Origin of the sequence: Serratia sp. BNK-23, assembly GCF_047456145.1 — a bacterium.
Classification (GTDB): Bacteria; Pseudomonadota; Gammaproteobacteria; order Enterobacterales; family Enterobacteriaceae; genus Serratia; species Serratia nematodiphila.
The window spans coordinates 4,453,520-4,465,906 of record NZ_CP179900.1; the positions used below are offsets into that span (position 1 = coordinate 4,453,520).

The 12,387-nt window shown below is 61.9% G+C and carries 11 protein-coding genes; 9 read left to right on the plus strand and 2 right to left on the minus strand.

What is annotated here, in order from left to right; all coding sequences use genetic code 11:
- The first annotated feature begins 44 nt into the window (after window positions 1-44).
- The 4 genes from ACMGF9_RS21205 to ACMGF9_RS21220 all read left to right on the plus strand — a co-directional run bounded on the left by ACMGF9_RS21205 (window position 45) and on the right by ACMGF9_RS21220 (window position 5,921).
- On the plus strand, window positions 45-494 hold the full coding sequence (locus ACMGF9_RS21205; RefSeq protein WP_025305119.1) for a DNA polymerase III subunit chi: 450 nt from the start codon (window positions 45-47) through the stop codon (window positions 492-494).
- A gap of 12 nt (window positions 495-506) precedes the next feature.
- Entirely contained in the window at window positions 507-3,383 is a 2,877-nt protein-coding gene (locus tag ACMGF9_RS21210) for a valine--tRNA ligase (protein ID WP_154870185.1), read from the plus strand.
- Window positions 3,384-3,582: 199 nt separating this feature from the next.
- On the plus strand, window positions 3,583-4,086 hold the full coding sequence (locus ACMGF9_RS21215; RefSeq protein ID WP_015376461.1) for a GNAT family N-acetyltransferase: 504 nt from the start codon (window positions 3,583-3,585) through the stop codon (window positions 4,084-4,086).
- A gap of 227 nt (window positions 4,087-4,313) precedes the next feature.
- Window positions 4,314-5,921, plus strand: coding sequence for a GMC family oxidoreductase (locus tag ACMGF9_RS21220; protein ID WP_021504213.1), 1,608 nt, complete (start codon window positions 4,314-4,316; stop codon window positions 5,919-5,921).
- Window positions 5,922-5,936: 15 nt separating this feature from the next.
- Here ACMGF9_RS21220 and miaE read toward each other — a convergent pair whose 3' ends face one another.
- On the minus strand, window positions 5,937-6,701 hold the full coding sequence (miaE, locus tag ACMGF9_RS21225) for a tRNA isopentenyl-2-thiomethyl-A-37 hydroxylase MiaE (protein ID WP_015376459.1): 765 nt from the start codon (window positions 6,699-6,701) through the stop codon (window positions 5,937-5,939).
- A 54-nt stretch (window positions 6,702-6,755) separates the two neighbouring features.
- Window positions 6,756-7,181 (minus strand): ribonuclease E inhibitor RraB, encoded by a 426-nt coding sequence (gene rraB / locus ACMGF9_RS21230; protein ID WP_004933365.1) that lies wholly within the window; start codon window positions 7,179-7,181, stop codon window positions 6,756-6,758.
- Window positions 7,182-7,343: 162 nt separating this feature from the next.
- On the opposite strand from rraB, the gene argF reads away from it, so the two are divergent.
- The 5 genes from argF to ridA all read left to right on the plus strand — a co-directional run bounded on the left by argF (window position 7,344) and on the right by ridA (window position 12,324).
- The gene (argF, locus tag ACMGF9_RS21235; RefSeq protein WP_015376458.1) at window positions 7,344-8,363 is read left to right on the plus strand and encodes an ornithine carbamoyltransferase; all 1,020 of its coding nucleotides are present in this window, start codon (window positions 7,344-7,346) and stop codon (window positions 8,361-8,363) included.
- Window positions 8,364-8,559: 196 nt separating this feature from the next.
- Window positions 8,560-10,128 (plus strand): ABC transporter substrate-binding protein, encoded by a 1,569-nt coding sequence (locus ACMGF9_RS21240; RefSeq protein WP_015376457.1) that lies wholly within the window; start codon window positions 8,560-8,562, stop codon window positions 10,126-10,128.
- Between the two features lie 298 nt (window positions 10,129-10,426).
- Window positions 10,427-11,362, plus strand: coding sequence for an aspartate carbamoyltransferase (pyrB, locus tag ACMGF9_RS21245; RefSeq protein ID WP_019453297.1), 936 nt, complete (start codon window positions 10,427-10,429; stop codon window positions 11,360-11,362).
- 12 nt (window positions 11,363-11,374) lie between these two features.
- A complete protein-coding gene (pyrI, locus tag ACMGF9_RS21250; RefSeq protein ID WP_004933377.1) occupies window positions 11,375-11,839 on the plus strand; it encodes an aspartate carbamoyltransferase regulatory subunit in 465 nt (154 codons plus the stop codon).
- 98 nt (window positions 11,840-11,937) lie between these two features.
- Window positions 11,938-12,324: a 2-iminobutanoate/2-iminopropanoate deaminase gene (ridA, locus tag ACMGF9_RS21255; RefSeq protein ID WP_015376455.1), complete on the plus strand. Its 387-nt coding sequence runs from the start codon at window positions 11,938-11,940 to the stop codon at window positions 12,322-12,324.
- Window positions 12,325-12,387: the final 63 nt, after the last annotated feature.

A 12,387-nucleotide genomic window follows, 5' to 3' on the forward strand; every position in this document is an offset into this window, starting at 1 on the left:
TACATGTTGTGCCCTGTTTTTTTATCGGCAGCGGTGGATCCTTAATGAAACAGGCGACGTTTTATTTGCTCGACAACGCGGAACCGTCAGGCGCGCTCAGCGCCCATGAGGCCGTGGCCTGCGCTGTTGCCGCCAGCGGCTTCCGTTCCGGCAAGCGGGTGCTGATCGCCTGCGAGAGCCAGGAGCAGGCCCAGCGGCTGGACGAAGCGCTGTGGCAGCGCGAGCCGCATGAATTCGTGCCGCACAACCTGGCCGGCGAAGGGCCGCACTACGGCGCGCCGGTGGAACTGTGCTGGCCCGGCAAGCGCGGCAACGCCCCGCGCGATCTGCTGATCGCCTTGCTGCCGCAGTTTGCCGATTTTGCTACCGCTTTCCATGAAGTGGTAGACTTCGTTCCTTACGAAGACACTCTGAAACAGTTGGCGCGCGACCGTTACAAGGCCTATCGCAGCGTCGGCTTCCATTTGACCACGGCTACGCCGCCAACTCACTGAATACGATAAAGAATGGAAAAGACAAACAGTCAGCTCGATACCGCATACGACCCAAAACAGATCGAACAGAAGCTGTACGATCACTGGGAGAATCAGGGTTACTTCAAGCCGAACGGCGATACCAGCCAGGAAAGCTTCTGCATCATGATCCCGCCGCCGAACGTCACCGGCAGCCTGCACATGGGCCACGCGTTCCAGCAGACCATCATGGACACCATGATTCGCTATCAGCGCATGCAGGGTAAAAACACCCTGTGGCAGGCGGGCACCGACCATGCCGGCATCGCCACCCAGATGGTGGTGGAACGCAAGATCGCCGCAGAAGAAGGCAAAACCCGCCACGACTACGGCCGTGACGCGTTCATCGACAAGATCTGGCAGTGGAAAGCGGAATCCGGCGGCACCATCACCCGCCAGATGCGCCGTCTGGGCAACTCCGTGGACTGGGAGCGCGAGCGCTTCACCATGGACGAAGGCCTGTCGAACGCGGTGCGCGAAGTGTTTGTCCGTCTGCACAAAGAAGATCTGATCTACCGCGGCAAGCGCCTGGTGAACTGGGATCCGAAGCTGCGCACCGCCATCTCCGATCTGGAAGTGGAAAACCGCGAATCCAAAGGCTCGATGTGGCACCTGCGCTACCCGCTGGCCGACGGCGCGAAAACCGCCGAGGGCAAAGACTACCTGGTGGTCGCCACCACCCGTCCGGAAACCGTGCTGGGCGATACCGGCGTGGCGGTCAACCCGGAAGATCCGCGCTATAAAGACCTGATCGGCAAAGAGATTATTCTGCCGCTGGTCGGCCGCCGCATCCGCATCGTCGGCGACGAACACGCCGATATGGAAAAAGGCACCGGCTGCGTGAAGATCACCCCGGCGCACGATTTCAACGACTACGAAGTCGGCAAGCGCCACGGCCTGCCGATGATCAACATTCTGACCTTCGACGGCGACATCCGTCAGGAAGCGGAAGTGTTCAACACCCTGGGCGAAGTCTGCACCGACTACTGCAACGAGATCCCGGCCGAGTTCCGCGGCCTGGAGCGCTTCGCGGCGCGTAAAGCGGTGGTTGCCGCCTTCGAAAATCTGGGCCTGCTGGACGAGATTAAACCGCACGACCTGACGGTGCCTTACGGCGACCGCGGCGGCGTGGTGATCGAGCCGATGCTGACCGACCAATGGTACGTGCGCACCGCGCCGCTGGCCAAAGTGGCGGTGGAAGCGGTCGAACAGGGCCAAATCGAGTTCGTGCCGAAGCAGTACGAAAACATGTACTTCAGCTGGATGCGCGACATTCAGGACTGGTGCATCTCGCGTCAGCTGTGGTGGGGCCACCGCATCCCGGCCTGGTACGACGTGAACGGCAAAGTCTACGTGGGCCGCAGCGAAGAAGAAGTGCGCAGCGAGAACAACCTGGGCGCCGACGTGGTGCTAACCCAGGACGAAGACGTGCTGGACACCTGGTTCTCGTCCGGCCTGTGGACCTTCTCCACCCTGGGCTGGCCGGAGCAGACCGACGCGCTGAAAACCTTCCACCCGACCAGCGTGATGGTCAGCGGCTTCGACATCATCTTCTTCTGGATCGCGCGCATGATCATGCTGACCATGCACTTCATCAAGGATGAAAACGGCAAGCCGCAGGTGCCGTTCAAGACCGTCTACATGACCGGTCTTATCCGCGACGACGAAGGCCAGAAGATGTCCAAGTCGAAAGGCAACGTGATCGATCCGCTGGACATGGTCGACGGCATCTCGCTGGAAGATCTGCTGGAAAAACGCACCGGCAACATGATGCAGCCGCAGCTGGCGGAGAAGATCCGCAAGCGCACCGAGAAGCAGTTCCCGAACGGCATCGAGCCGCACGGCACCGACGCCCTGCGCTTCACCCTGGCGGCGCTGGCCTCGACCGGCCGCGACATCAACTGGGACATGAAGCGCCTGGAAGGCTACCGCAACTTCTGTAACAAGCTGTGGAACGCCAGCCGCTTCGTGCTGATGAACACCGAAGCGCACGACTGCGGCTTCAACGGCGGCGAGAAAGTGCTGTCGCTGGCGGATCGCTGGATCCTGGCCGAATTCAACCGCACGGTGAAAGCCTACCGCGAAGCGCTGGATACCTACCGCTTCGATCTGGCGGCCAACATCCTGTACGAATTCACCTGGAACCAGTTCTGCGACTGGTATCTGGAGCTGACCAAGCCTGTCGTGAGCAACGGCAGCGAAGCGGAACAGCGCGGCACCCGCCACACGCTGATCACCGTGCTGGAAGCGCTGCTGCGCCTGGCGCACCCGATCATTCCGTTCATCACCGAAACCATCTGGCAGCGCGTGAAGCCGCTGACCGGCACGACCGCAGACACCATCATGCTGCAGCCGTTCCCGGCCTACGACGCCGCGCTGGAAGACGAGCAGGCGCTGAACGATCTGGAGTGGATCAAGCAAACCATCATCGCCGTGCGCAACATCCGCGCCGAGATGAACATCGCGCCAAGCAAAGCGCTCGACGTGCTGCTGCGCAACTGCAGCGCCGACGCCCAGCGCCGCGTGCAGGAGAACCAGAACTTTATCGCCCGCCTGGCGCGCCTGGGATCCATCGCGCTGCTGCCGGCCGGTGAGAAAGGCCCGGTCTCCGTCACCAAGCTGGTGGACGGCGCCGAGCTGCTGATCCCGATGGCCGGTTTCATCGACAAGGACGCCGAGATCGCGCGTCTGGCCAAAGAGATGGGCAAGCTGGATGCGGAAATCGCTTCGATCGAAGGCAAGCTGGCGAACGAAGGCTTCGTGGCGCGCGCGCCGGAAGCGGTGGTCGCCAAAGAGCGCGATCGCCTGGCGGCCTGCAAAGAAGGCAAAGTGAAGCTGCAGGAACAGCAGGCGACCATCGCCGCGCTGTAATCCACCGGCTCACGCCAACGCCTGAAAACAGCGGGGTCTTCCCCGCTGTTTTTTTATCGCCGTTGCATCCGGGCCGGGTTAGATGTTATTACAAGATATTACTGCTGCAGGGACGCCGCCGGGAAATAACCCCCGGCGCGTTTCGCGCTGCGATAAAAACGAAAAACGAACGTGGTCTCTTTCAATGGCGAGTGTAAACATGACAACAGCAACTCCGGCGCGCCTGCTGGTGCGCCCCATCACGGCGGAAGACAATGCCGCCATTGCTCACGTCATTCGCGAAGTCTCCGCCGAGCACGGCCTGACGGCGGATAAAGGCTATACCGTCTCCGATCCCAACCTGGATGCCCTGTATCAGCTCTATAGCCTGCCGCGCAGCGCTTACTGGGTGATCGAGATGGACGGCCAGGTCGCCGGCGGCGGCGGCATCGCGCCGCTGCAGGGCGGCGCAGACGATATTTGCGAATTGCAGAAGATGTATTTCCTGCCGGTGTTGCGCGGCAAGGGATTGGCGAAACGCCTGGCGCTGCAGGCGCTGGATTTCGCCCGCCAGCACGGCTTCCGCTGTTGTTACCTCGAGACCACCGCCAGCCTGACGCAGGCCGTTGCGCTGTACGAACATCTGGGCTTCGAACACATCGACCATACGATGGGCGCCACCGGCCACGTCGATTGTGAAGTCACCATGCTGAAAACGCTGTAATCCTCCCCCGCCTCTTCATCAGGGCGCAGCTTGCTGCGCCTTTTTTATTAATATCGCAATCAATCAGTAAAACTCGCTATAACGCCGTTTTTCAAGCAGATAAACTGACGTTAAAAACCACGATGTAAATTTAATGTGAAGTTCGTTAATAAATTAACGATCGCAAATTGACCGCCTTTTCCCCCGCGTTACTCTGCCAGTATCCCAATCGCGCACGGAGAGCTGTCATGTCGGAAAATACCTTTGATTACATCATCGTCGGCGCCGGTTCCGCCGGCTGCGTGCTGGCGGCGCAGCTGATCCGCCGCACCCAGGCGCGGGTGCTGCTGCTGGAAGCCGGCGGCGACGACAATAACCTGTTCATTAAGATGCCGGCCGGGGTGGCCAAGATCATCGCCAAAAAAAGCTGGCCCTATGAAACGGAGCCGGAACCGCACGCCAATAACCGCCGCATGCAGATCGCGCAGGGCAAGGTGCTGGGCGGCAGCAGTTCGGTCAACGGCATGATCTACCTGCGCGGCCAGCCGCAGGACTACGACGACTGGGCCGAGCGCTACGGCTGCACCGGCTGGAGCTACCGCGAGGTGCTGCCCTACTTCAAACGCGCCGAAGCCAACGAAAGCCTGTCGGACGACTACCACGGCGCCGACGGGCTGCTGCCGGTCAGCGAGAATCGCTACCGCCACCCGCTCAGCATGGCGTTTATCCGCGCCGGCCAGGAGCTGAACCTGCCCTATCGCAACGACTTCAACGGCGACAGCCAGCACGGCGTCGGTTTCTACCAAACCACCACCCACAACGGCGAGCGCGCCAGCACCGCCCGCACCTACCTGAAGGCGGTGCGCGACGAACGGCGGCTGGTGGTGAAACTGAACGCCCTGGCGCACCGGCTGACCTTCGAGGGCAACGTCGCCACCGGCGTGGTCTACAGCCAGAACGGCGGCGCGGAAGTCACCGCGCGCGCCACCAAAGAGGTGATCGTCAGCGCCGGCGCGGTCGGTTCGCCGAAGCTGCTGATGCTGTCCGGCATCGGCCCGCGTGACCACCTGCAGCAGTTGGGCATCGAGGTGCGGGCGGATCTGCCGGTGGGCAAAAACTTCCATGACCATCTGCACATGTCGATCAACGTCAGCACCCGCGAGCCGATCAGCCTGTTCGGCGCCGATCGCGGCCTGCAGGCGCTGAGCCACGGCGCGCAGTGGCTGGCGTTTCGCAGCGGGGTGCTCTCGTCCAACGTGCTGGAAGGCGCCGCCTTCACCGACAGCCAGGGCGACGGCCGGCCGGACGTGCAGATCCACTTCCTGCCGCTGCTGGACAGCTGGGACGACGTGCCCGGCGAGCCGCTGCCGAACATTCACGGCTTTACGCTCAAGGTCGGTTACCTGCAGCCGAAGGCGCGCGGCGAAGTGCTGCTGCGCAGCAGCAACCCGCGCGATCCGGTCAAGCTGCACGCCAACTACCTCGGCCACCCGGACGATCTGGCCGGCAGCGTGCGCGCGGTGAAGTTCGGCCTGGATTTCCTGCAAACCGCGGCGCTGAAGCCGCTGATCAAAGATCTGCTGATGCCGCAGCCGGAGTGGACGCGCGACGAAGCGCAGCTGGAGGAGTTCGTGCGCAACTTCTGCAAGACGGTGTATCACCCGGTGGGCAGCTGCCGCATGGGGCCGTCGCCCCAGGACGCGGTGACCGATCCGCAGCTGCGGGTGCACGGTTTCGAGCAGCTGCGGGTGATCGACTGCTCGGTGATGCCGCAGCTCACCAGCGGCAACACCAATGCGCCGACCATCATGCTGGCGGAAAAGGCGGTGGATCTGCTGCTGGGCGCGCCGCAGTAAGGGCGCGCCTCAACCTCAGGCGGCGGCGGGCACGCCGCTGTGGAAGCGCAGCTCGCTGTCCGGCGACAGGATCAGTTCAGCTTCGAGGCGGCCGAAATGCGCCACCCGTTCGCTGATGTCGCCGCCGGCGATCTGCTCGGCCAATGTCAGGTAGTCCTGATAATGGCGCGCTTCGGATCGCAGCAGCGAGACGTAAAAGCGGTTCAGCTCATCGTCCAGGTGTGGCGCCAGCTTGGCGAAGCGTTCGCAGGATCGCGCTTCGATGTAGGCGCCACAGATCAGTTTGTCGATCAACGTCGCCGGATCGTGGGTACGGATCTCGCGGATCATGCCCTTGGCGTAGCGGCTGGCGGTGATCTTGCGATACGGGATCCCGCGCGCCTGCATGATCTCCAGCACCTGCGAGAAGTGATGCAGCTCTTCCTTGATCAACAGCACCATGCGATCCGCCAGATCCTGGCCGTAGGCCGAGCCGTTTTTCGGCAGGATCTTGCGGGTGAACTGGCCCTGGCGGAACAGCGTGTCCGGCGCGCCCTGCGCTTCGTGCAGAAACGCCTCGTAGGGCCGCAGCAGCGCCAACAGCGCGTCGCCGCTCTCTTTGTCCGCCACGTAACGGCGGATCAGCCACATGCCGGTCTGCGCGGCTTTCAGCTCACACACCAGGTGGTCGGTCAGCAATAGCTGCAGATTTTCCGGACGGCGCGCGGCGTCGATCCAGGCGTCGGGGGTTTCACAGTGCAGGAAGCTTAAAATCGGGGCTAGCAGGGATTGGTATGTCATGGCGTTTATCAGGGGCCGGCGAGAGCCGGCCCACAGGCATTAATCGGAAAGGAATCAGTGGCGTTTGCCGTCGTCGTCTTCGTCGATGTAGTCGCCGTCTTCGTCATCCTCACCGTCTTCACCGTTCGGATCTTCGAAGTAGGTGCCCCAGCCGTCGTAGTTGACGCCGCAGCGTTCCGCCAGCGCCACCAACTGCTCGACCTGGGCGTCGATCAGCTCGGCGTTCAGGCCGACTTCGCTGATCACGTCGCAGCACATCACCAGCGAACCGTCTTCCACTTCCAGCTCTTCGGCGTCGGTCACTTCGTAGCCCAGCTTGAAGGCTTCAACGGCGGCCTGCTCCAGAACCTCAAATTTCTCGGCGGACAGATGGTGCTCGATGGTGTAGAGCGCGTCCGGATCGCTGCCGTCTTCCAGCAGTTCTTCGATGATCAGGCGGGTCTCTTCACGTTGTTCTTCCAGCAATTCGCGGTTTGCCATGCCTATATCCTCAAGTCAAATGGCCTTCATTCCTTCTATTTTCACACACCGCCGACATTGCTTCCACGATAAACGTGAAAGATTTCCTCGCCGGGGTTGAAATTGAATATTCATACATATAAAGTGAATTTTAATTCAATTAAGCAATCAGGGAATCGGACTATGAGCACCGGCAATGCGTTCTACCAACGTCACTTTCTGAGGTTAATGGATTTCACCCCCGCCGAACTGCAGGCGCTGCTGAAGCTGGCGGCCGATCTGAAACAGGCCAAGAAGCAGGGGCGGGAACAGCGCCGGCTGCAGGGCAAAAACATTGCGCTCATCTTCGAAAAAGACTCGACCCGCACGCGATGCTCTTTCGAAGTTGCCGCATTCGATCAGGGTGCGCAGGTGACCTATCTCGGCCCAAGCGGCAGCCAGATCGGCCATAAAGAGTCGATGAAAGACACCGCCCGGGTGCTGGGCCGCCTGTACGACGGTATTCAGTATCGCGGTTACGGCCAGGCGCTGGTGGAAACCCTGGCGCAGCACGCCGGCGTGCCGGTGTGGAACGGCCTGACCGACGAGTTCCACCCCACCCAGCTGCTGGCGGATCTGCTCACCGTGCAGGAACACCTGCCGGGCAAGGCGCTGAACGAAGTGAAGCTGGCGTACGTCGGCGACGCGCGCAACAACATGGGCAACACGCTGCTGGAAGCCGCCGCGCTGGCGGGCATGGATCTGCGGCTGGTGGCGCCGAAGGCCTGCTGGCCGCAGCCGGAGCTGGTGGCCGAGTGCCAGGCGCTGGCGCAACAAACCGGCGCGAAACTCACCCTGACCGAAGACATCGCCGAAGGGGTGCAAGACGCCGACTTCCTCTACACCGACGTCTGGGTGTCGATGGGCGAACCGAAAGAGACCTGGCAGGAGCGTATTGCGCTGCTGCGGCCGTATCAGGTCAACATGGCGATGCTGAAACTGACCGGCAACCCGAACGTGAAGTTCCTGCACTGCCTGCCGGCGTTCCACGACGACCAAACCACGCTCGGCAAGCAGATGGCGCAACAGTACGATCTGCACGGCGGCATGGAAGTGACCGACGAAGTGTTCGAGTCGGCGCACAGCGTGGTGTTCGATCAGGCGGAAAACCGGCTGCATACCATCAAGGCGGTGCTGGTCGCCACGCTGAGCGAAACCCTCTGACAATCCTCCTCCACCGCCCTGGCGCCCCCGGCCAGGGCGGCTAATATATTCCAGGAATATCAAATAGCGCATTGACCTTTGCCCACCACCGGCAAAGGTTCTACCGTGACAGGCCGACGGCGCCCGCGCCGTAAAAACCAACGATAACAAACCGTTCTCAGCGCCACCTTGTGGCGCCTTCAGGGGATATACACCGATGAAAGCCAAACTCTTGCCGCTGTTCCTGCTCGCCGCCCTGCCCGCCGCCGCGTTAGCCGCCACGCCGCCGAATACGCTGGTGGTGGTGCAATCGCTGGATGACATCGTCAGCCTCGATCCGGCGGAAGCCAACGAACTCTCCAGCATCCAGACGGTGCCCAGCCTGTATCAACGATTGGTGCAGGCGGATCGCGACGATCCGGCCAAGGTGGCGCCGGTGCTGGCGGAAAGCTGGCAAAGCGATACGGCGGCCAAAACGCTGACGGTGAAACTGCGGCCGCAGGCGGCGTTCGCCTCCGGCAACCCGCTGACCGCCGACGACGTGATCTTCTCCTACAGCCGCGCGGTCAAGATGAACAAATCGCCGGCGTTCATCCTCAACGTGCTCGGTTGGCAGCCGGACAACATCGACGCGCAGCTCAAGAAGATCGACGAACATACCGTGCAGCTGCGCTGGACGGCGGACGTCAGCCCGGCGGTGGCGCTGAATATCCTCTCGACGCCGATCGCCTCGATCGTCGACAGCAAAGCGGCGCTGGCCAACGTCAAAGACGGCGACTTCGGCAACGCCTGGCTGAAGATGCACTCCGCCGGCAGCGGCCCGTTCAAGATGCGCGTCTATCAGCCGCATCAGGCGATCGTGCTGGACGCCAATCCCGCCACGCCGGGCGACAAGCCGCAGCTGAAAAACATCATCATTAAAAACGTGCCGGATCCGGCTACCCGCCGCCTGCTGCTCCAGCAGGGCGACGCCGATATCGCCCGCGAACTGGGCGCCGACCAGACCGATACGCTGAAGAATCAGCCCGGCGTCAAGGTGCTGGAGATCCCGTCCGCCGAACAAAACTACCTGGTGTTCAACGCCGGCAACGGCGCCAATCCGCTGCTGAACAACCCGGCCTTCTGGGAGGCGGCGCGCTACCTGGTGGATTATCAAGGCATCACGAAGGATCTGCTGAAGGGACAATACTTCGTGCACCAGAGCTTCCTGCCGGTCGGGCTGCCGGGCGCGCTGGAGACCAACCCGTTCAGCTACGATCCGGCCAAGGCGAAAGCCATCCTGGCCAAGGCGGGCATCACCCACGCCGCCTTTACGCTGGACGTGGAGAACAAACCGCCGTTCATCACCATCGCGCAGGCGCTGCAGGGCAGCTTCGCCGCCGCCGGCGTGAAGATCGAGCTGCTGCCGGCCGCGGGCAGCCAGGTTTACTCCCGCGTGCGCGCCAGGCAGCATCAGGCGGCGATCCGCCTGTGGATCCCGGATTACTTCGACGCCCACTCCAACGCCAGCGCCTTCGCCTACAACGACGGCAAGAGCAGCACGGTGGCCGGGCTGAACGGCTGGCAGATCCCGCAGTTGAATAAGCAGACGCTGGCGGCGCTGGCCGAAGCCGATCCGGCCAAGCGCCGCGCGCTGTACACCGCCATGCAGCAGGAGCTGCAGCGCAGTTCGCCGTACGTGTTTATCGATCAGGCCAAAACCGAAGTGGTGCTGCGCGACAACGTCAAAGGCTATCAACAAGGGCTGAACGCCGACATGGTCTACTACGATCGCGTCAGCAAATAGCCGGCGGGCGGCCATCGCCGGCCAATCGATTGCGGGGCGGCAAAAAACGGCGTTTTAACGCTTGCAGTGGCAAAAAGCGCGAGTATAATGCGCCACAATTTGCCAGGAGAAAGCATGAAAAACGACGTTTGTTTTGTTAGCCGCAATCGACAAAACCGACTGCCTATCGGCGGCCAGCTGCCGTTGTTTCTCCTGTTGCTAAACCGATCGTTTCAAGCCCCTCATTGAGGGGCTTTTTTTTGCCTTGAGAATATCCCAAAGTCCCGCGCCACGGGCACGCGTCGAGGAGGAGTGAAAAATGGCCAACCCGCTGTATCACAAACACATCATCTCTATTAACGATCTCAGCCGCGAGGATCTGGAGCTGGTGCTGCGCACCGCCGCCGGTCTGAAAGCCAACCCGCAGCCGGAACTGTTGAAACACAAGGTGATCGCCAGCTGCTTCTTTGAAGCCTCGACCCGTACCCGCCTGTCGTTCGAAACCTCGATGCACCGCCTCGGCGCCTCGGTGGTCGGTTTCGCCGACGGCAGCAACACCTCGCTCGGCAAGAAAGGCGAAACCCTGGCCGACACCATCTCGGTGATCAGCACCTACGTGGATGCCATCGTGATGCGCCATCCGCAGGAAGGCGCGGCGCGCATGGCCTCGGAGTTCTCCGGCAACGTGCCGGTGCTCAATGCCGGCGATGGCGCCAACCAGCACCCGACCCAAACCCTGCTGGATCTGTTCACCATCCAGGAAACCCAGGGCCGCCTGAGCAACCTCAGCATCGCCATGGTCGGCGACCTGAAGTACGGCCGCACCGTGCACTCGCTCACTCAGGCGCTGGCCAAGTTCGAAGGCAACCGCTTCTACTTCATCGCCCCGGACGCGCTGGCGATGCCGGCCTACATCCTGAAAATGCTGGACGAGAAAGGCATCGAGTACAGCCTGCACGGCAGCATTGAAGAAGTGGTGCCGGAGCTGGATATTCTCTACATGACCCGGGTGCAGAAAGAGCGCCTCGATCCGTCCGAGTACGCCAACGTGAAGGCGCAGTTCGTGCTGCGCGCCGCGGATCTGGCCGGCGCGCGCGCCAACCTCAAGGTGCTGCACCCGCTGCCGCGCATCGACGAGATCGCCACCGACGTGGATAAAACGCCGCACGCTTACTACTTCCAGCAGGCGGGCAACGGCATCTTCGCCCGCCAGGCGCTGCTGGCGCTGGTGCTCAACGCAGATTTGGCTCTTTAAGGGGGAACCGCCATGACTCACGACAACAAACTGCAGGTCGAAGCGATCAAATGCGGCACGGTGATCGACCACATTCCGGCGCAGATCGGTTTCAAACTGCTGACGCTGTTCAAGCTGACCGCCACCGACCAGCGCATCACCATCGGCCTGAACCTGCCTTCCAACGAGCTGGGCCGCAAGGATCTGATCAAGATCGAGAACACCTTCCTGACCGAGCAGCAGGCCAACCAGCTGGCGATGTACGCGCCGAAGGCCACGGTGAACCGCATCGACAACTATGAAGTGGTGCGCAAACTGACCCTTAGCCTGCCGGACCACATCGACGGCGTGCTGACCTGCCCGAATGGCAACTGCATCAGCCGCAGCGAGCCAGTGGCGTCGAGCTTCAGCGTCAAATCGCGCGGCGGCGAAGTGCACCTGAAGTGCCGCTACTGCGAAAAAGAGTTCGAGCACCAGGTGGTGCTGCAGGCCGACTAAGCCCGGTATGGGCGCCGGGAGATGGCGCTGTTATTCTCCCGGTGACGCCCTATAATGGGATTTCTGGATAGAACAATCCTCGTTTATCAGGAGAAAACATGTCACGTAACATCAGCACTGAACTCGCCCCGGCAGCCATTGGTCCTTACGTGCAGGGCGTTGATCTGGGCAGCATGATCATCACTTCCGGCCAAATCCCGGTCGATCCGAAAACCGGCGCCGTCGCCGACGACGTGGCCGCTCAGGCGCGCCAGTCGCTGGAAAACGTCAAGGCGATCGTCGAAGCCGCCGGCCTGAGCGTTGCCGACATCGTGAAAACCACCGTGTTCGTGAAAGACCTGAACGACTTCGCCACCGTCAACGCCGCGTACGAAGCCTTCTTCACCGAGCACAGCGCGCCGTTCCCGGCCCGCTCCTGCGTGGAAGTGGCGCGTCTGCCGAAAGACGTGAAGATCGAAATCGAAGCCATCGCCGTGCGTCGTTAATCGACGCGCACGCGAATGACGGCCAGTGCAGACTGGCCGTTTTTATTTCTGCTCTGCCCCGAC